This window comes from Pseudomonas sp. PDM21 (assembly GCF_014852505.2).
Classification (GTDB): domain Bacteria; phylum Pseudomonadota; class Gammaproteobacteria; order Pseudomonadales; family Pseudomonadaceae; genus Pseudomonas.
In genome coordinates, this window is record NZ_CM181223.1 from 2550983 (window position 1) to 2569374 (window position 18392).

Genomic DNA, 18392 nt, shown 5'->3' on the forward strand with positions numbered 1-18392 from the left:
CCTGGGGAGGATTGGCGGCGGATTCCCGTAGAGATGGGGCGCTGGTCCTTCAGCGCAAGGGCATTCTGGCCACTCCGCATGACAGAGCGGTGACCGTCCGGTGAACAGGTGATGGCAATACGCTGGCAGCCCTGTATCACTCGGCGGCATGAGCACTATCGATCCCGACAAGTGGTCAGGCGCGGAGTGCCTCGATAGAGTCACGGTCAAAGTCATGTCCGCGGCGTTGCGTGTCAGCGCCTGTGTGACCCGAATCGGAGTGCCTATGAAGTCCCTGTCAGATATTGCCTTCTCCATGCTCGACCTGGTGCCCGTGCGCGACCAGGGCAGCGCTGCCGAGGCGCTGAACAACGCCGTCGAGGTTGCCCGGCACGTCGAGCGCCTGGGCTTTACCCGCTACTGGCTGGCGGAGCACCACAACATGGACGGCATCGCCAGCTCGGCCACCGCCGTGCTGATCGGCCACATCGCCGGCAAGACCGAGCGCATCCGCGTCGGCTCCGGCGGGGTGATGCTGCCCAACCATCCGCCGCTGGTGGTGGCGGAGAACTTCGGCACTCTGGAAACCCTCTACCCCGGCCGTATCGACCTGGGCCTGGGCCGCGCGCCCGGCGCCGACCAGGCGACCATGCGCGCCCTGCGTCGCGATCGCCTGGGCGACGGCGCGGACTTCCCCGAGCAGGTTGCCGAACTGGAAATGCTCCTCGGCCCGCGCCGCTCGCAGCAGTCGCTGCTGGCAATTCCGGGGGAGGACACCAACGTGCCGATCTGGCTGTTGGGCTCCAGTCTGTTCAGCGCCCATCTGGCCGCGCAGAAAGGTTTGCCCTACGCCTTTGCTTCGCACTTCGCGCCGCGCTACCTGCACGACGCGCTGCGCATTTATCGCGAGAACTTCCAGCCCTCGGCGGTGCTCGACAAGCCCTACGCCATGATTGGTGTGCCGCTGGTGGCCGCGCCGACCGACGAGGAAGCCGAATACCTGGCGACCACCGCCTTCCAGCGCGTATTGGCGCTGATCCGTGGCGACAGCCTGAAACAGAAACCGCCGGTGAAGAGCATGGCCGGCCTGTGGCTGCCCCATGAGCAGGATGCGGTGGGCAATTTCTTCGGCCTGGCGGTGATCGGCGGCCCGGAGAAGGTGCGCAGCCGCCTGGAAATCCTGCTGGAGCAGACTGGTGTGGACGAGATCATCTTCACCAGCGACATCTACGACCACGAGCTGCGCCTGCGCTCGCTGGAAATCGTTGCCGGCCTGCGCTGAGCAAGGCTCTTCGTAGGACCGAGGGGGCGCCTAGCCCTTGCTCGCGAATGGCCTCGCAGCGGGGCTGGGTTCGCGAGCAAGCTCGCTTCTACAGGACTGCGCCGAGCCTCGCCTTCAGGATCGCCCCATGGGCGCGATCGCGGGCATGGCCCGCTTCTACAGGGAGATTCAGCGTCCGAGAATGGCGTAGGAGCAACTGTCTTTCCCTGGTAGTTCCGTGTTTGTGCTTTTCCCCTCACCCCAGCCCTCTCCCTCAGGGAGAGGGAGCAAATCGTGCCGGCTGACGCTGTGGTTTCATCCGGCACCGAACGGTCCCCTCTCCCCCTGGGAGAGGGTTAGGGTGAGGGCCGATCCGAGCGCAGATCTATCCGGTAGGAGCGGACTTTGTCCGCGATGGTGTCCGACGCGATGCAGGCCAATCGCGGACGGAGTCCGCTCCTACCCATCCGCCTGCATCGGCAGAAACCTGCGGCAGCAAATGGGGGAGGCTTCAGGCCTCGCCGTGGTCCTTCTTCTTCAGCAGGTCCGCCAGCCCGGCCAGCCCCTTGTGGGTGACCTTCGGGCCCTTGGCGCCCGCGTCGTTGCTGTTCTGGTAATGCAGGTCCACCTGTCGCTGGTGCTCGTTGTCGTGGCAGAACAGGCAGAGCAGTTCCCAGTTGGAGCCATCCTCGGGATTGTTGTCGTGGTTGTGGTCGCGGTGGTGGACGGTCAGCTCGCGCAGGCGCACGCCGCTGAACTCGCGGGCGCAGCGCCCGCAGATCCAGGGGTACATCTTCAGGGCTTTTTCGCGGTAGCTGGTTTCGCGGCGGCGTTGGGCTTCGGCGAGGACGGCGTCGACTTTGCTGGTGGGCTGGTTCATGGCTCGTAGAAGAGAGTGTGGAATCGGACTTCCAGCATAAGTCCGCTGCCGCGCGCTGGCTACGGCCTGGGCGTATCCGGGCGCGACCAGATCCACAGGTTGCCAACCGCCATGCCGAGGATCACAGCGTACAGCCAGAGGCCGTGGGGCAGGGTGACCAGCATGATCGCCAGGGCGGCGAGCATCGCCAGGCTGGCGCTGATCTTGGCGCGTCGCGCAATGGCGCGGCCGTTGCGCCAGTTGTGCAGGATGGGGCCGAACAGCCGGTGATTCTCCAGCCAGGCGGACAGGCGCGGCGAACTCTTCGACGCGGCCCAGGCGGCGAGCAGGACGAACTCGGTGGTCGGCAACCCCGGCACCACCAATCCCACCATGCCCACGCCGAGGCTGGTGTACGCCAGCAACGCGAATGCCAGCCGGGCCAGCCGCGAGCGCGCGGGGGCGAAGGGGGTGGCGCGCGCCGCATCGGCAGGCGCGCGCTCGAGGGCGTCAGACGGCGGCGGGAGCACTGTCGTAGCTGTGTTGCAGCAGTTCGGAGAAACGCTCGAAAGCGGCCACGGCGCCGGCTTCGGCTTCGCGCTCTTCGGCTTCGCTCAGCTCCAGGCCGTCGAGGGTGCGGGTGAAGCGCTTCCAGCCTTCGGCACGGCCGCCTTCGGGTTCGCCCAGGTGACGGGCGCCGGTGTTCTCGTCCAGGCCCAGCACAGCGACGCGCTTGATCAGGAAGGCCGCGCCGAGCTTGGAGCCTTCGGAGACGAACAGCCAGCCCAAGGCGTGTGCCTGGCTCGGGTTGCTGATGGCGCCGGCAACCGGGGCGGGCACTTGGGTGTCGAGGTCGGCCAGGTCCAGGCGGGCCTGTTCGGCGCGGCAGCGCTGCGGCAGGTCGGGGAAGATCTTGCCCAGCTCGGCGTCCTGGTACAGGGCCTGCAGCTCGGACTGGAACAGGTACTGGGCGACCACAAAGCGGGCGAAACGCTCGCGGCTGGAGAAGGGCTCGCGGGCCTTCACGGCGTGGTCGAGACGCTCGTGGGGGGCGTGGGTCAGCGCGTTCAGGCGCTGCGAGCGCAGGGCGGGGAGTTCCAGGGTGGTCATGTCCAATTCCTTGAAATTACAGGTCTTTACAGACGAGACGAACGAGTTCGGGGAAAGCGTAAAGATTGTCGGCGTTCACTGTGCGAGCCAGCTTTTGTAGGGTGCATAACGCGTCAGCGTTATCCGCCGCGCCGGGCGGCGGATAACCTGTTCCAGGTTATGCGCCCTACGACCAGCGAGGGCGCGTGAGCATCAGATATCCCACACCAGGTTGATCGCGAAGTTGCGGCCCGGCTGGGTCAGGCGATCAAGGTTGGCCGGGGCCAGTACCGAGGCTTCGCCGACGCCGTCGTAGCCGCGCACGTCATCCCACAGCCAGTACTTTTTGTCGGTGAGGTTGTACAGGCCGGCGTTGAGGGTCAGGTCGTCGGTCAGCTTGTAGTAGCCGGTCAGGTCGAGGATGCCGAAGCCCGGGGTCTTGAACTGGCTGCTGGTGCCGTCGGGGGCGTTGAACTGGCTGTCGTCGACGCGGGTCTTGCGCTTGACCAGGGTCCAGTCGAGCAGGGCGCCGTAGCGGCCGGCCTGTTCGTCGTAGCCCAGGCCGAACACGCCGGTGAGCGGGTTGACGCTGTTGATCGGCTCGCCGGTGTCCTTGTTGCGGCCGTAGGCGTAGGCCACCGAGCCCTTGGTGTAGAGCCCCTGCGGCGCGCCGAAGGCGCCCAGTTCCAGGCGGCCCTTCAGCTCCACGCCCTTGATGATGGCGTTCTTGATGTTGTTGCTGGTGAAGGTCGGTTCGTCGTAGCCGGGGGTGATGGCGTCTTCGTTGATGAAGTCGCGGTACTTGTTATAGAAGACCGCCACGTCGAACGAGCCTTCCTCGAAGTTGCCGCGCAGGCCGGTCTCGTAGCTCTGGCTGCGTTCCGGGTCCAGGTCCGGGTTGGGCTCCACGCGGTAGCCGGTGGTGGGGTTGTCGAAGCGGCCGTAGAGCGCCTTGGCGGTCGGGGTGCGGAAGCCCTGGGCGTACTGGCCGTACCACAGGTAGTTGTCGTTGAACGCGTAGGTCACGCCGAGCTTGGGCGAGAGCTGGTGCCAGCTCTTGCTTTCGCTGCTGACGTCGCCTTCGCCGCTCTGGTCGACGGTACGCAGGAATTCCTCGGTGATGTGCGGGTCCAGGCGGGTGTGGTCGTAGCGCAGGCCGGGAAGGAAGGTCCAGTCGTTCCAGCGAATCTCGTCCTGGGCGAACAGGGCGTAGGTATCGATGGTCGGGTCCGGGAAGTCGCTGCTGCGGGCCAGGCGGTCGGAGGCCACCGAGCTCGGGCCGCCGATGGTGGTGCAGGTGCGGCTGACAGCCAGGCAGGTGGCGTCGCCTTCGCGGTAGCCGGTGACCTTCTGGCGCTTGAGGGTGGTGCCGTAGGTCAGCAGGTGGTCGGTGTCGCCCAGGGCGAAGGCCTTGTCCATCTGCAGGTCGAGCACCCACTGGCGCTCCTTGTACTGGGTCTCGCGGGTCCGCAGCACCTGGCGGGTGATGGGGTAGTAGAACTCGTCGGTGCTCTGGTCGGTCTTGGCGATCTGGTAGTTGAAGGTCCACTTCAGGTGATCGGCCACCGCGCTGTCCAGCAGCATCTGGTGTTCCAGACCGTAGCGTTCGCGGGTGATGGTGTCGTTGCCGGTGCGCCACTGATACATGCCGCCGGGCAGCACGCTGTCGGGGATGGTCGGTGCGCCATTGAAGTACGGGCCACCGTAGGCGCTCTTCTGGTCGGTGTCGACGTCGTCCTTGTACTTCTCGTAGACCAGGCCGAAGCGGCTGCCTTCTGCGTAGTTCCAGCCCAGTTTCGCCAGCACGTTGGTGGTGCGCACGTCTTCGGGGTTGGCTTCGGTGCGCGACAGGCCGGTGCCGCCGGTGCTGCCGTAGGACTCGGTCTCGTGACCGTTGCGCTGGCTCAGGTGCAGCAGGCCGTCGAAGTCGTCGTGGCGGCCGGCGACGGTGGCGGAGGTCAGCCAGCTGTCATCGGCGGAGCTGTAGCCGGTCTTCAGGCGCGCGCCGACGTCCTGGCCGTCCTTGATGATGTCGTCCGGGTCGAGGGTGAAGTAGCTCACCGCGCCGCCGATGGCGTTGCTGCCATACAGGGCCGAGGCCGGGCCGCGCAGAACTTCCACGCGCTTGACGATTTCCGGGTCGACATAGTTGCGCTCGGTCTGCGCATAGGGGCCGTTGAAGAAGCTGTTGGGGATCTCGACGCCGTCGATCTGCGTCAGCACGCGGTCGCCGTCGATGCCACGGATGTTGTAGCCGGTGATGCCGGCACGGTTGCCGGTGCCGCCGACGGAGACGCCGGGCATGTCGCGCACCAGTTCCTTGATGCTGTTGACGTTCTTGCGGTCCAGTTCCTCGCGGCCGACGACGTTCACCGTGGACGGAACCGAGGTGACGCTCTGCGCCTGGCGGGTCGCGGTGACGGTGAGCGGCTGCATCTCGGCGACGGAGGAGAGGTTGCGCTCCAGCACCACGTTGCGCGGGCCGAGCTGGCGCACGCTCAGGCCGGTGCCGCCGAGCAGGGTCTTCAGCGCGCGCTCCGCCGGCAGGCGGCCGCTGACGCCCGGAGAGACCACCCCGTCAGCCAGGTCACCGGCCACGCCAACCTGCCAGCCGGTCACCGCGCTGAATGCGTTGAGTGCCTGGGGCAATGGTTGGCGGGCGATGTCGAAGCTGTAGCCGGCCTGAGTCTGGCTCGCTTCCGCCGCGAGAGCGGAAGCGACCGGCAGGCTGGCGAGGCCGATGGACAGGGCGAGCAGCGAGATGCTGGCCGGCGCGGACAGCCGGCGCAGGGGGGCACGCGAAGAAGCAATGGTCATCGAAGGGCTCTCTTAGTCAGTCTTTGTTCGCATTCGTAAATGCGAATCTATTGCATTGGCTTCTGACTAAACGAACGAGCCTTTCGGATCGCGTAAAAAAACTTTCTGTGCGGGGCGGGAAGTCAGTTGAGGATCAGCAGTTTCGGGTATTCGTGCAGCTCGGCGGAGGTGATCTGAGCCAGCGAACGTGCCACGCCCAGCGGGTCGTCCAGGCGCCAGTTGCCGGTGACGCTGACGTTCTCCAGGCGCTCGTTGGTATTCACGATCCAGCCGGGGTAGTAGCGGCGCAATTCGGCCAGCACCTGGCTGAGCGGGCAGTTCTCGAACACCATGCGGCCCTTCACCCAGGCCAGCTGGGATTCGGCCTCGGCGCCGTGCTGGCGCTCGCCGAAGCCCTGTGGGCCGACGCGAATGCTGTCGCCGGCGCCGAGGCTGACGCGGGCGTCGTCCAGTCGCGTGCGCAGGTCGACTTCACCACGCTGCACGCTGACCTCCGCCTCGTTGCCGAGGTAGCGCACGGCGAACGCCGTGCCGCGCACCGTGACCTGCACTGGCCCGGCCTCCACCTCGAAGGGGCGGCTGCGGTCATGGGCGACGTCGAAGAACACTTCGCCGCGGTAGAGACGGGCCACGCGCTGCTGGTCGTCGACCTTGCTGGAGAATGCGGTGTCGGTGTTGAGCAGCACGTTCGAGCCGTCGGCCAGCTGGACTTTCTGGCGTTCGCCGACCGCGGTGAGATGGTCCGCGCGCAGGCGCGTCAGCAGGTCGCCCTGCACCACGACACCGATGGCGAGTACCAGCGCCGCAGCCGTGGCGACGGGTTTCCAGAAGCGCCGCGGGCGACGCAGCGGCCGGGCTTTTTCCTGCGCCCGTTTGCGTTCCAGGCGCGCAGCGGCGACCGGCAGCAACGGTGACTGCCACGCATCGCGCACGCGCTGGTAGGCACGCGCGTTGCCTTCGCTGGCGGCGAGCCAGGCATCGAAGCGCGCGCGGGTGGCGGCGTCCATGTCGTCCTCGAGGATCAGCCAGTCGAGAGCTTCGGCCATCTGCTGGTCGTCGGGCGGCGTGGCGTGGGGCAAGGGGCGATCCTCAGGGCGGTGCTGGGGTGGTGAGCCGCGCATTGTTGTCGAATCGGCCGGCGAACGGTAGTCCGTCATACCGATTCCTCAAGGCGGCTGACCAGTCCGACACAGATCGCCATGATCAGTTTCAGTTCCTTCTGCACCGTGCTGGGCGAGATGTCGAGCTGCTCGGCGATCTCCGCGTAGCCGCAGCCGTGCAGGCGGCTGAGGATGAAGATGCGCTGCTGGCGCTCGCTGAGTTCTTCGAGGGTGGCACCCAGGCGCTCGAGCAGTTTCTCCGCATGCAACTGGTCCTCGGCGCTGGAGGCGGGCGCCGGCACGGCCTGCACCACGTCGAAAGGCACGTCCTCGAGCATGGTCCGCGACTGCATGCGCAGGTGGCGCAGGTGGTCCAGGGCGAGGTTGCGGCCGGTCTGGAAGAGGAAGGGTTCCAGGTGATCGATGCGGCGATCGAGCAGGGTGCGGGCGACGCGCAGGTAGGTTTCCTGCACCAGGTCTTCGGCGATGCTCGGGTTCTTCACCATCCGTACGAGCGTGCGCAGCAAAGGCAGGCGCTGGGCCAGGAAGACCGCGTCGAGGTTGGAAGTGCTCACAAGGGCGTCCAGCAGGAATAATTTTTAAATGATAATCAATGTTATTCAGGTGGGGCTCATGGCACAAGCCCATCCGTGGTTCCGGATGTGCAGGCGCCAACGAAAAAAGGGCGAGGCGCGCGGGGCGCCTCGCCCATTCCCTCAGCCGGCCGGTGAGGGGGAAGCGGGACTCAGGAGCGAACGGGGCGTGCGTTCAGGCGAGGTTCGTCGCTGCTGGATTGCGCCTGGTCGGCCGCTTCCGGGCGGCTGTTCCAGTGCGGGATGAGGATGCCGGCGGCGATCAGCGCGGTGACGGTGAAACCGATGAACACGGTGTAGGTGTCGAAGTAGCCCGGCAGCAGGCCGCCGAGGATCGCACCGATGGAGCCGCAGCCGTTGACGAAGCCCGCCGCGGTGCCGGCCGCTTCGCCGGTGCCGAAGTCCACGGCGGCGGAACCGCTGATCATCGAGTCCGGTCCGTACAGGGTCAGGCCCATCATGAACAGCAGGGCCAGCACCAGCAGGCTGCTGCCGGTCTGCATGGCCGGGACGAACAGCGCCAGGCAGACGGTCAGGCCGAGCAGGCTGATCACGCAGGCGGGCATGCGCCGCGCGCCGAAGATGCGGTCCGAGGCATAGCCGATCAGGATCGGCCCGAGCAGTCCGGCGACCTCGAAGGCCGAAGGCAGGATCGCCGCGCCGACCTTGCCCAGCCCCGGCATGCGTTCGTAGACGATCACCGGGCCCCACAGCAGGATCGCGTAGCGCGCCGGCTTGAGCAGGAAGTACGCCAGGCCCAGGGTCAGCACGGTGCGGTTGCGCAGCACCTTGCCGAGGATGCGCAGGGACTTGCCGTTCTCGCCCTCGTGCTTGAAGCCGGCGTAGTTCACGGCTTCGGGTTGCTGCACATCGGCTTCCACCGGCGGCAGGCCGACGTCCTGTGGACGGTTGCGTTGCAGCAGCAGGAACAGGATGGCGACCGCACCGACCACCGCGGCGGTGGAATAGAACGCCGCATGCCAGGTGCCGAACACTTCATAGGCCCACCAGCCGGCGAAGGGGGAGGCGACCAGTCCGCCGAAGGCGTAGCAGGTGCTCCACAGCCCGAGCACGCGGCCGCGCTCATGGGTGGCGAAGAAGCTGCCAATGTTCTTGCACAGCCCGGACCAGCCGGTGGATTGCGCCAGGCCCTGGACCACCATGCAGGTAGCGAAGACCGGCAGGGTGGCGAAGCTGCCCATTACCAGCGCGGCGGCGGCGGAGATCAGCAGGCCACCGAACACCACCACACGCGGGCCGTAACGGTCGGCGAAGACACCCCAGGTGAACTGGCCCACCGCGTAGGCGGTGAGGTAGATGGCGTCGAGGTTGGCCATCGCGATCTTGTCGAGATGGAAGGTAGGGTCTTCGGCGATGCCGAGCTTGGCCACCGAGAAGGCTTTGCGGGTGAAGTAGAAGGCTGCGTAGGCCAGCCAGGTGATGGCGAAGATCTGCCATTTCCAGCGCGCCAGGGAAGCGCGCGGCGAAGCGGTGCCGTGAGGGTTGAGCATGATCTGACCTCTTTGTTGTTGTGCTGTGCCGGCAGTCAGTGGGTAACGCCTTTTTTATTTTTGTTTTCGAAGCACGTCGCACCATCTTTGCGGTGCGGGTCAGAAGCGCTGGAACTGCTCTGTGCCGCCTTGCTGAACCCTTCAGGTTCGGCGGCGGTGGAGGGATGGAAACAATTTCGAATAAATAACTGAAATCGATTTATCAGATTTCAAAAATAAGCTGGACTTGTATGACAGAGGGCCATGACGCTAGTGTTCTGCGCGAATGACCTTGTAGTCGCTTTCCGTCTGCTGGTGAGAAGACGGTCAGAACCTTCCTGCAGAGGCGCGCCCATGTCCGTTTCCCACGCTCAGCTCAAGGCCTTCCATGCCGTTGCGGTACACGGCAGCTTCACCCGCGCCGCCGAGCGCCTTTTCCTCACCCAGCCGGCGGTTTCCGACCAGGTGCGCAAGCTGGAGGAGCGCTACGGCGTGCTGCTGTTCCATCGCAACAAGCGCTCGGTGCGCCTGACTGAGCTGGGTGAACGTCTGCTGGCGGTGACCCAGCGGCTGTTCGTGATCGAGGCGGAGGCGCAGGAGCTGCTGCAGGAATCCAGCGCGTTGCAGACCGGCAGCCTGACCCTGGCGGTGGACGCGCCGGTGCACGTATTGCCGCAGATCGCGCGCTTCTGCCAGCGCCATCCGGGCATCCGCGTGAAGCTGGAAACGGGCAATACCGACGAATCCCTGCAGCGCCTGTTCGACTACCAGGCGGACCTGGCGCTGCTCGGCCGCGAGGTGCAGGACGAGCGCCTGCTGACCTTCACCCTGCGCAGCGACCCCATCGTCGCCTTCGTCGGCCGCAGCCATCCCTGGGCCGGGCGCGAGTCCATCGAACTGTCCGACCTCGACGACACGCCGCTGGTGTTGCGCGAGCAGGGCTCGGTGACCCGGCAGATGCTCGAGGCGGAGATGGCCCGCGCTGGCTGGCGCATCCGCCCGGCCATCGAGGTGGAAGGCCGCGAGGCGTCGCTGGAAGCGGTAGCGGTGGGGATTGGCGTCGGCGTGGTGTCGGCTGCCGAACTGGGGGCCGATGCGCGCGTGCATGCGCTGCCGATCCTCGACTGCCACTGGCGCATGAGCGAGACGCTGGTGTGCCTGCGTGAGCAGAGCACCCGGCGGATCGTGGCGACCTTTCTCGATCTGGTGAAGGAAGATCTGCCGGCGGAGTAGGGCGGCTGTTCGCATCCTTCCTAAGATTCCGTCGGCACCCGTAGGACGAATAACCCGGAACGGGTTATTCGCCAGGACGGCGGATAACGCCCTGGGTGTTATGCGCCCTACAGGGGATATCTGCGCGCGGCGCTCCTGAAGTCGATTCAGGCGATGATCCTCAGCCCTCCGCCAATTCCAGAAACGCACTCACTACCCGCAACCCCCGGCGCCGCTCCAGGCAGCCGATGGCGTGGCGGTTGAGCAGGCCGTTGCCGCCCAGCGGAATCGCCTTTACCCGTGGGTCCGGACTGACCTCCAGCGACGACACGATGCCGATCCCCAGCTCCGCTGCCACCGCTTCGGTCACGGCCTCGCGGCTGTCCAGCTCCAGCAGCACGCGGGGCTCGACCGATGCCGCCGAGCAGGCCGCATCGAAGGTGCGCCGGGTGATCGAATCGGGCTCGCGCAGCACCATGATCTGCTGGTCCAGCTCGCCCAGCGGCAGCTCGCCAGCATGCTCGCTCCAGGCATGGTTGGCCGGCACCAGGGCGCAGATGCGCGACTCCACCAGCTCGCGCAGGAACAGCCCGGCGCGCGGCTCCACCTCGGTCAGCACGGCGATATCGACGTGCTCGTCCATCAGCGCGGCAAGGGTTTCCTGCGCATTGCCCAGGCGCAGGTTGACGGTGATGCCGGGGTAGCGCGCGCGCAGCCGGGCAAGCATCGGCATCACCAGGTGCGGGCCGTCGGCGGCCACTTCGATACGCCCGGTCACCAGCTCGCGGCTGGCGTCGAGCACGGCTTCGGCTTCCTCCTCCAGGGCAAACAGGGTGCGACTGATGGCCGACAGGCGTACGCCATCTTCTGTCAGCTCCACGCCGCGCGCGGTACGGCGAAACAGGTTGACCTGGTAGTGCTCCTCCAGCGCCTTCACGTGCCCGGTCACGGCCGGCTGGCTGATGAACAGGCGCTCGGCGGCGCGGGTGAAGCTGCGTTCGCGGGCGACGGCGTCGAAGGCGCGGAGCTGGAAGAGGTTCATGAGGTATATGTCAGACTTATGAAGTGCATCGTGATAAACAATTTGAACGATATCTGCCCGGCCGGCAAGTTATGCCCAGGCCGCCGCGATCCCGCCCCGGCCCAACCGAATTCAGCCCTGACGACGTTCCCAAGAAAGAGGAATCGAGCATGAGCACTGCCGAGCGAGCCCCCATCCTGCTGACTCCCGGTCCGCTGACCACGTCCCCCCGCACCCGTCGCGCCATGATGGTCGACTGGGGGTCGTGGGACCGCGACTTCAACGACCTGACCGCCGACGTCTGCAAGCGCCTGCTGGCGATCATCCACGGCGAGGCGAGCCACACCTGCGTGCCCCTGCAGGGCAGCGGCACCTTCTCCGTCGAAGCCGCCATCGGCACCCTGGTACCGCGTGATGGCAAGGTGCTGGTACTGATCAACGGCGCCTACGGCAAGCGTCTGGCAAAGATCTGCCAGGTGATCGGCCGCGAGTTCAGCACCTTCGAAACCGAAGAAGACGTGCCGACCACCGCCGCCGACGTGGACCGCCTGCTCAGCGCAGACCCGAGCCTCACCCACGTTGCCCTGATCCACTGCGAAACCAGCACCGGCATCCTCAACCCGCTGGCCGAGATCGCCAGGGTCATCGAATCCCACGGCAAGCGCCTGATCATCGATGCCATGAGTTCCTTCGGCGCGCTGGACATCGACGCCCGCCACATCCCCTTCGATGCGCTGATCGCCGCTTCCGGCAAATGCCTGGAAGGCGTACCGGGCATGGGCTTCGTCTTCGCCCGCAGCACCGCCCTGAACGCCAGCGCCGGCAATTGTCACTCGCTGTCCATGGACCTGCAGGACCAGCACGCCTACATGGCCAAGACCGGCCAGTGGCGCTTCACCCCGCCGACCCACGTGGTGGCCGCGCTGCACGAAGCGCTGAGCCAGTACGAGGAAGAGGGCGGTCTCGCGGCCCGTCATCAGCGTTACGCAAACAATTGCCAGACTCTGCTGGCGGAGATGGCCGAGCTGGGGTTCCGCAGCTTCCTGCCGGCCGAGATCCAGGCGCCGATCATCGTCACCTTCCATGCGCCGAGTGACGCCCGCTACACCTTCACCGAGTTCTACAACCGGGTGCGCGAGAAGGGCTTCATCCTCTACCCGGGCAAGTTGACCCAGGTGGAAACCTTCCGTGTCGGTTGCATCGGCCAGGTCGACGCCAGCGGCATGCGCGCCGCCGTCGCAGCCATCGCCGAGACGCTGAAGGAAATGGAAGTCTTCGAAATCTGACGCCCGCCCGAATTCTCACAGGATTGAACGCCATGAATTACCAGCAACCCAAGCAACTGCAAGCCGTCATCCTCGACTGGGCCGGCACCGTGGTCGACTTCGGCTCCTTTGCACCGACGCAGATCTTCGTCGAGGCCTTCGCCGAGTTCGGCGTCCAGGTCAGCCTGGAAGAGGCCCGCGGCCCGATGGGCATGGGCAAGTGGGACCACATCCGCACCCTGTGCGACATTCCGGCCATCGCCGAACGTTACAAGGCCAGGTTCGGCCGCGTACCGAGTGACGATGACGTCACCGCCATCTACGAGCGCTTCATGCCGCTGCAGATCGAGAAGATCGCCGAGCACTCGGCGCTGATTCCCGGCGCGCTGGACGCCATCGCCGCACTGCGCAAGCAAGGGCTGAAGATCGGCTCCTGCTCCGGCTACCCGGCGGTGGTGATGGAGAAGGTCGTTGCCCTGGCGAAGACCAACGGCTACGTCGCCGACCACGTGGTCGCTACCGATGAAGTGCCCAACGGCCGCCCGCACCCGGCACAGGCGCTGGCCAACGTGATTGCCCTGGGCATCAACGACGTGGCGGCCTGCGTGAAGGTCGACGACACCTGGCCGGGCATCCTCGAAGGCCGCAGCGCCGGCATGTGGACCGTGGCGCTGACCTGCTCGGGCAACGCCCTGGGGCTGACCTATGAGCAGTACAAGGCGCTGCCGGCGGAGAAGCTGGAGCAGGAACGTCGCCGCATCGGCCAGATGTTCGAAGGCTCGCGCCCGCACTACCTGATCGACACCATCGCCGAACTGCCAGCGGTGATTGCCGAAATCAATGCACGCCTGGCGCGGGGTGAGATGCCGCAGGCCTGCTGAGATTTGATCTGATGTGAGAAAGGCCCGCTTAGTGCGGGCCTTTCTCATGGGGGGCGTGCCCGCGATCAGCGCCGACAGGCGCGTCTGTCAGCCGTAATCAGTTCACAACGTTCCGCACAAACCGCACCAGCACATCCCCATGGTTCTGATAGGAAAACGGCTGGTTGCTCTTGAATACGTGGAAACCGCCGGCGTCGACCTCCACCGTTTCCTCGGCAAGGACGATGGTCAACCGGCCTTCGATGACATAGGCCATGTCGTACCAGCCTTCGGCATCGGGCTCGGCGTTGTAGCGGTCGCCGGGGGCGAGCGTCCAGTGCCAGAGTTCGGCCTGGCGGGTGGCGGGGGTGCTGGCGAGGAGGGTACCGCGGCTGTCGGCCTGTTGGCCGCCCCAGGCGACGGCGTCGACGCGGGACAGGCCGCCGGTGGACGGCGGGCGAACCAGGTCGGCGAAGGTGACTGTCAAAGCGGCGGCGATGCGGTCGAGGGTGGCGAGGCTGACGTTGGTGTCGCCGCTCTCGATGCCGACCAGCATCCGCCGGCTGACGCCCGAGGCCTTGGCCAGTGCGTCCTGGCTAAAGCCGGCATTGCGGCGGTGCGTCTTCACGTTATCGGCGACATGCACCAGCACGCTGGGACGTTCGGAAGGAGTGGGCAGTATATTGCTCATTCTGGCCTTTTTGCGCATTATGTTGCGCATAACAGTCAACCAAGAAATCCCAACCGTTGCAACGCCTGTTCAGGTCCGCATCATGCCTCGCTCTCGCTTTATTTCCACTGCCTTCCCCATTCTCATCCTGATCGTGTCCATGGCCTCGATCCAGACCGGCGCATCGGTCGCCAAGAGCCTGTTCCCGGTGCTCGGCGCCGAAGGCGTGACCTCCATGCGCCTGATCTTCGCGGCCATCCTCCTGCTGGCGATCCTCCGCCCGTGGCGCGCCTCGCTGCGCGGCAAGCCGCTCAAGCCGCTGTTCATCTACGGCGTGACGCTGGGCCTGATGAACCTGACCTTCTACATGGCGCTGCAGACCATTCCGCTGGGCGTTGCCGTGGCGCTGGAGTTCACCGGGCCGCTGGCAGTCGCGCTGTTCTATTCGCGCAAGCCGATCGACTTCCTGTGGATCGCCATTGCCGTGGTCGGCCTCGGCCTGCTTCTGCCGATCGCCGACTTCGGCCACGGCATCGACCCCAAGGGCGCCGCGCTGGCGCTGGGGGCGGGCGTCTGCTGGGGGCTCTACATCATCTTCGGCCAGCGCGCCGGTAATGACCTGGGCGCACAGGGCGCTGCGCTGGGCATCAGCATCGCGGCGATCTGCGTAGCGCCCATCGGCCTTGCGCACAGCGGCATGGCGCTGTTCGACATCAGCCTGTTCCCGGCGTTGCTGGGCGTGGCGATCCTCTCCAGCGCCTTGCCCTACACCCTGGAGATGGTGGCGCTGACTCGCCTGCCGGCGCGGACTTTCGGCACCCTGATGAGTATCGAGCCGGCCTTCGGCGCGCTGTCCGGTCTGGTGTTCCTGGGCGAGCAGCTGACTTCGCACCAGTGGATCGCCATCGGCGCGATCATCGTCGCCTCGGTGGGCACGACGCTGAGCAGCCGGCCGAAGCCGGCGCTGGTTACCGACTGATCCTCCCTGCGCTACGAAGAAGCCGCCCTTGGGCGGCTTTTTGCTTTTGTAGGATGGGTGGAGCGCCATCCTACGCAGTGTTTTTCCTGCACGACTCCCAAATAAAAAAGCCGCCCTCGGGCGGCTTTCTGCGTTGTGGGCGATCAGCCCGCCGTGCGCATCTCGTTCAGCACGATCTGCCGCTTGGCGCTGCGCGAAAGGCGGATGCACAGCATTACCGCGGCGCAGGTCAGACCGACGATCAGGCCCTCCCAAAGGCCGCGCGGGCCGGTGGGCTCCTGCAGCCAGTGGGCGAGGCCGAGGCTGTAGCCCACCGGCAGGCCGATGCCCCAGTAGGCGAACAGGGTCATGATCATGGTCGCGCGGGTGTCCTGGTAGCCGCGCAGGGCGCCGGCGGCGGTGACCTGTACGGCGTCGGAGAACTGGAACAGCGCCGAGAACACCAGCAGCGTGGCGGCCAGCGCCAGGACATCCGGGTCCTGCGTATAGAGCCCGGCGATGTGCTCACGCATCAGCAGCATGCCGCTGGCGGAAATGCAGGCGTACGCCAGTGCCGCGCCCATGCCCACGCCGGCAGCGAAACGAGCATCGCGCGGCGCACCGGCACCGAGCGACTGCCCCACGCGGACGGTCACCGCCATGGCCAGCGAGTAGGGGATCATGAACACCAGTGCGCTGAAGTTCAGTGCCACCTGGTGGCCCGCCACCACTTTCTCGCCGAGTTCGCCGATCAGCAGGGCGATCACCGAGAAGATGCTGGACTCGGCGAACACCGCGATGCCGATGGGCAGGCCGACCCCTACGAGGCTGCCGATCACCTGCGGCTTCGGCAGCTCCCAGTGGCTGAACAGCTGGCTCGGTTTGTAGACCTTGGCCCAGTTCACCCAGACCAGCATGCCCAGCAGCATGAACCACATGACCGAGCCGGTGGCCCAACCGCAGCCGGGGCCGCCCAGCGCCGGGAAACCGAGGTGGCCGTAGATCAGCACGTAGTTGATCGGGATGTTCAGCATCAGCCCGCAGATGCCCAGCACCATGCTTGGCCGGGTGCGCCCCAGGCCATCGCTGAAGCAGCGCAGCACGTGATACAGCGCCACCGCCGGCAGGCCGCAGGCGATGCCGCGCAGGTAGAAGCAGCTGGGTTCGATCAGCGCTTCCTCGACCTTCATCGCCCGCAGCACCGGCTCGGAGAGCAGCCACAGCGTCGCCCCCGCCAGCGGGCCGACCAGCAGTGCCAGCCACAGCGCCTGGCGCACCAGCGGGCCGGTGCCGGCCTGGTCGCCCGCGCCGTAGCGCTGCGCCACCTTGGCGGTGGTGGCGAGCAGGGTGCCGGTCATCAGCAGGAAGATCGGAATCCAGATCGAGTTGCCCAGCGCCACCGCGGCCAGGTCGCGCGGCCCCACGCTGCCGGCCATCACCGCATCGACGAAGCCCATGGCGGTGGTCGCCAGCTGGGCGATCATGATGGGCGCTGCGAGGGTCAGCAGTTCCTTGAGTTCGGTGGCGGTGCGCCGTCCGCGGGAGACAGGCTGGGTGAGGCTGGTCACGGCTTTCCTTGGCAGAAGAAATGGGCGGGAAGCCGACCAGTTTAAGGGCTGTCCGCCCGGGCAGCAAAGCCTGGCGTGTGTGGCGCGGGACCGCGCGCAACGGCGCTGGTAAAGTAGCCGGTGTCGATTTATGGAGTCAGCCCATGCGTATCCTTGCCGATGAAAACATTCCCCTGGTCGAAGCCTTCTTCGGCGCCCATGGCGACATCCGTCGCCTGCCCGGACGCGGGATCGACCGCGCGGCCCTGGGCGATGCCGAAGTATTACTGGTGCGCTCGGTGACGGACGTCAGCCGTGAGCTGCTCCAGGGCAGCCAGGTGAAGTTCGTCGGCACCTGCACCATCGGCACCGATCACCTGGACCTCGAGTACTTCGCCGAGGCTGGCATCGCCTGGTCCAGCGCGCCGGGTTGCAACGCCCGCGGCGTGGTGGACTGGGTGCTGGGCAGCCTGCTGGCGCTGGCCGAAGTGCATGGCGCCAAGTTATCCGAACGCCGCTATGGCGTGATCGGCGCGGGGCAGGTGGGTGGTCGCCTGGTGGATGTGCTGCGCGGGCTGGGTTGGGACGTGCGCGTCTGCGACCCGCCGCGCGCCGCCGCCGAAGGGGGTGATTTCCGCAGTCTGGAAGAAGTGCTGCGCGAGTGCGACGTGATCAGCCTGCACACGCCGCTGACCCGCGAAGGCGAAAACCCGACGCGCCACCTGATCGACGCGCAGCGCCTCAAGGCATTGCGCCCCGGCGCCTGGCTGATCAATGCCAGCCGGGGCGGTGTGGTCGACAACACGGCGCTGCGCATCCACCTGGAGTCCGGCGCGGATATCGACGTGGCGCTGGACGTCTGGGAAGGCGAGCCGGAAGTGAACGTGCAACTGGCCCATCACTGCCGTATCGCCACCCCACACATCGCCGGCTACAGCCTGGATGGCAAGTTGCGTGGCACGGCGCAGATCTACGAGGCGTTCTGCGCCTGGCAGCGTTGCGAGCCGGCCGTCGACCTCGACGACCTGCTGCCGGCGCAATGGCTGGCAGAACTGAGTCTGAAAGAGGAATGCGATCCGGACTGGGCGCTGGCGATGCTCTGCCGCGCGGTGTACGACCCGCGCAGCGATGACGCCAATTTCCGTCGCAGTCTGATCGGAGACACCCAGACCCGGCGCGCGGCTTTCGACGCGCTGCGCAAGCACTACCCGCCGCGCCGGGAAATCACCGGGTTGTGGGTAGACATCCAGGGCGATTCGCCGCGCCTGGAAAGCCTGCTGACCGCGCTGGGGGCCAACCGGGTCGGGGAGTAGGGCGGACGCGCCGCCGCGCCTTTATTCCGCTTGGCGGCGTGGCGGCTCGCAGGTCTTGTCCAGTTCCTGGCAGGCGCGCTGGATCATGTCTTCGGTAATCGGCACTTCGCGGCCCTGGGCATCGATGATCGAACCGCCGACTGGCTGCTGCGGTTGGCGCGGAGTGGGGCGGGGTGCGGATTGCTGGTGGGTTTGCAGGCTCATGGCCAATCTCCTCTACATCAGGTTCGTTGCAGTCTAGGCAGATCAGATGAAACCCCGGTGACAGAGGCGCGCAGGGCTGCGCCGAATATCCGTCACCGAAGACAGACGACCGGATGACTTGCAGATTGCGTGCCAATCGCGAGGTCCCCGGTCG

The 18392-nt window shown here is 66.4% G+C and carries 17 protein-coding genes; 6 read left to right on the forward strand and 11 right to left on the reverse strand.

Going from position 1 to position 18392, the window contains the following annotated elements; translation table 11 throughout:
• The first annotated feature begins 265 nt into the window (after positions 1 to 265).
• A complete protein-coding gene (locus IB275_RS12070; protein ID WP_081516739.1) occupies positions 266 to 1261 on the forward strand; it encodes an LLM class flavin-dependent oxidoreductase in 996 nt (331 codons plus the stop codon).
• 490 nt (positions 1262 to 1751) lie between these two features.
• Here the strand turns inward: IB275_RS12070 and IB275_RS12075 are convergent, their stop codons facing one another.
• The 7 genes from IB275_RS12075 to IB275_RS12105 form a co-directional block, all read right to left on the reverse strand.
• Positions 1752 to 2120, reverse strand: a complete 369-nt coding sequence (locus IB275_RS12075) for a YajD family HNH nuclease (RefSeq protein ID WP_192295167.1) — start codon at positions 2118 to 2120, stop codon at positions 1752 to 1754.
• Between the two features lie 59 nt (positions 2121 to 2179).
• Positions 2180 to 2629 carry a YbaN family protein gene (locus IB275_RS12080; protein ID WP_412547955.1) on the reverse strand — a complete coding sequence of 150 codons (450 nt, stop codon included), beginning with the start codon at positions 2627 to 2629 and terminating at the stop codon, positions 2180 to 2182.
• Entirely contained in the window at positions 2610 to 3209 is a 600-nt protein-coding gene (locus IB275_RS12085) for a biliverdin-producing heme oxygenase (protein ID WP_192295168.1), read from the reverse strand. The genes IB275_RS12080 and IB275_RS12085 overlap by 20 nt, the downstream gene beginning before the upstream one ends.
• Before the next feature lie 192 nt (positions 3210 to 3401).
• Entirely contained in the window at positions 3402 to 6005 is a 2604-nt protein-coding gene (locus IB275_RS12090) for a TonB-dependent receptor (RefSeq protein ID WP_192295169.1), read from the reverse strand.
• A 122-nt stretch (positions 6006 to 6127) separates the two neighbouring features.
• Positions 6128 to 7051 carry a FecR family protein gene (locus IB275_RS12095; RefSeq protein WP_192295328.1) on the reverse strand — a complete coding sequence of 308 codons (924 nt, stop codon included), beginning with the start codon at positions 7049 to 7051 and terminating at the stop codon, positions 6128 to 6130.
• A 107-nt stretch (positions 7052 to 7158) separates the two neighbouring features.
• Positions 7159 to 7680: an RNA polymerase sigma factor gene (locus IB275_RS12100; protein ID WP_192223093.1), complete on the reverse strand. Its 522-nt coding sequence runs from the start codon at positions 7678 to 7680 to the stop codon at positions 7159 to 7161.
• A gap of 170 nt (positions 7681 to 7850) precedes the next feature.
• On the reverse strand, positions 7851 to 9209 hold the full coding sequence (locus IB275_RS12105) for an MFS transporter (RefSeq protein WP_192295170.1): 1359 nt from the start codon (positions 9207 to 9209) through the stop codon (positions 7851 to 7853).
• 333 nt (positions 9210 to 9542) lie between these two features.
• Between IB275_RS12105 and IB275_RS12110 the strand changes: the two genes are divergently transcribed.
• Positions 9543 to 10421, forward strand: a complete 879-nt coding sequence (locus IB275_RS12110; RefSeq protein WP_192295171.1) for a LysR substrate-binding domain-containing protein — start codon at positions 9543 to 9545, stop codon at positions 10419 to 10421.
• A 160-nt stretch (positions 10422 to 10581) separates the two neighbouring features.
• Here the strand turns inward: IB275_RS12110 and IB275_RS12115 are convergent, their stop codons facing one another.
• A complete protein-coding gene (locus tag IB275_RS12115) occupies positions 10582 to 11442 on the reverse strand; it encodes a LysR substrate-binding domain-containing protein (protein WP_192295172.1) in 861 nt (286 codons plus the stop codon).
• 149 nt (positions 11443 to 11591) lie between these two features.
• Here IB275_RS12115 and IB275_RS12120 point away from each other — a divergent pair, with 149 nt between their 5' ends.
• The gene (locus IB275_RS12120; RefSeq protein WP_192295173.1) at positions 11592 to 12707 is read left to right on the forward strand and encodes a 2-aminoethylphosphonate--pyruvate transaminase; all 1116 of its coding nucleotides are present in this window, start codon (positions 11592 to 11594) and stop codon (positions 12705 to 12707) included.
• A 32-nt stretch (positions 12708 to 12739) separates the two neighbouring features.
• Positions 12740 to 13567 (forward strand): phosphonoacetaldehyde hydrolase, encoded by an 828-nt coding sequence (phnX, locus tag IB275_RS12125; RefSeq protein ID WP_192295174.1) that lies wholly within the window; start codon positions 12740 to 12742, stop codon positions 13565 to 13567.
• 97 nt (positions 13568 to 13664) lie between these two features.
• Here the strand turns inward: phnX and IB275_RS12130 are convergent, their stop codons facing one another.
• Positions 13665 to 14267, reverse strand: a complete 603-nt coding sequence (locus tag IB275_RS12130; protein WP_081516749.1) for a helix-turn-helix domain-containing protein — start codon at positions 14265 to 14267, stop codon at positions 13665 to 13667.
• A gap of 52 nt (positions 14268 to 14319) precedes the next feature.
• Here IB275_RS12130 and rhtA point away from each other — a divergent pair, with 52 nt between their 5' ends.
• Positions 14320 to 15195, forward strand: a complete 876-nt coding sequence (gene rhtA / locus IB275_RS12135; RefSeq protein WP_192295175.1) for a threonine/homoserine exporter RhtA — start codon at positions 14320 to 14322, stop codon at positions 15193 to 15195.
• 143 nt (positions 15196 to 15338) lie between these two features.
• On the opposite strand, the gene IB275_RS12140 is transcribed toward rhtA, so the two are convergent.
• A complete protein-coding gene (locus IB275_RS12140; protein WP_192295176.1) occupies positions 15339 to 16742 on the reverse strand; it encodes an MATE family efflux transporter in 1404 nt (467 codons plus the stop codon).
• A gap of 143 nt (positions 16743 to 16885) precedes the next feature.
• On the opposite strand from IB275_RS12140, the gene pdxB reads away from it, so the two are divergent.
• A complete protein-coding gene (gene pdxB, locus IB275_RS12145; protein ID WP_192295177.1) occupies positions 16886 to 18034 on the forward strand; it encodes a 4-phosphoerythronate dehydrogenase PdxB in 1149 nt (382 codons plus the stop codon).
• 21 nt (positions 18035 to 18055) lie between these two features.
• Here pdxB and IB275_RS12150 read toward each other — a convergent pair whose 3' ends face one another.
• Positions 18056 to 18238, reverse strand: coding sequence for a PA1571 family protein (locus IB275_RS12150; RefSeq protein ID WP_192295178.1), 183 nt, complete (start codon positions 18236 to 18238; stop codon positions 18056 to 18058).
• Positions 18239 to 18392: the final 154 nt, after the last annotated feature.

Excerpts from the sequence above, each read along its gene's own strand:
- IB275_RS12070 (WP_081516739.1), top strand. The coding sequence starts at position 266 with ATGAAGTCCCTGTCAGATATTGCCTTCTCCATGCTCGACCTGGTGCCC.
- IB275_RS12075 (WP_192295167.1), bottom strand. The coding sequence starts at position 2,120 with ATGAACCAGCCCACCAGCAAAGTCGACGCCGTCCTCGCCGAAGCCCAA.
- IB275_RS12085 (WP_192295168.1), bottom strand. The coding sequence starts at position 3,209 with ATGACCACCCTGGAACTCCCCGCCCTGCGCTCGCAGCGCCTGAACGCG.
- IB275_RS12090 (WP_192295169.1), bottom strand. The coding sequence starts at position 6,005 with ATGACCATTGCTTCTTCGCGTGCCCCCCTGCGCCGGCTGTCCGCGCCG.
- IB275_RS12095 (WP_192295328.1), bottom strand. The coding sequence starts at position 7,051 with ATGGCCGAAGCTCTCGACTGGCTGATCCTCGAGGACGACATGGACGCC.
- IB275_RS12105 (WP_192295170.1), bottom strand. The coding sequence starts at position 9,209 with ATGCTCAACCCTCACGGCACCGCTTCGCCGCGCGCTTCCCTGGCGCGC.
- IB275_RS12110 (WP_192295171.1), top strand. The coding sequence starts at position 9,543 with ATGTCCGTTTCCCACGCTCAGCTCAAGGCCTTCCATGCCGTTGCGGTA.
- IB275_RS12115 (WP_192295172.1), bottom strand. The coding sequence starts at position 11,442 with ATGAACCTCTTCCAGCTCCGCGCCTTCGACGCCGTCGCCCGCGAACGC.
- IB275_RS12120 (WP_192295173.1), top strand. The coding sequence starts at position 11,592 with ATGAGCACTGCCGAGCGAGCCCCCATCCTGCTGACTCCCGGTCCGCTG.
- phnX (WP_192295174.1), top strand. The coding sequence starts at position 12,740 with ATGAATTACCAGCAACCCAAGCAACTGCAAGCCGTCATCCTCGACTGG.
- IB275_RS12130 (WP_081516749.1), bottom strand. The coding sequence starts at position 14,267 with ATGCGCAACATAATGCGCAAAAAGGCCAGAATGAGCAATATACTGCCC.
- rhtA (WP_192295175.1), top strand. The coding sequence starts at position 14,320 with ATGCCTCGCTCTCGCTTTATTTCCACTGCCTTCCCCATTCTCATCCTG.
- pdxB (WP_192295177.1), top strand. The coding sequence starts at position 16,886 with ATGCGTATCCTTGCCGATGAAAACATTCCCCTGGTCGAAGCCTTCTTC.
- IB275_RS12150 (WP_192295178.1), bottom strand. The coding sequence starts at position 18,238 with ATGAGCCTGCAAACCCACCAGCAATCCGCACCCCGCCCCACTCCGCGC.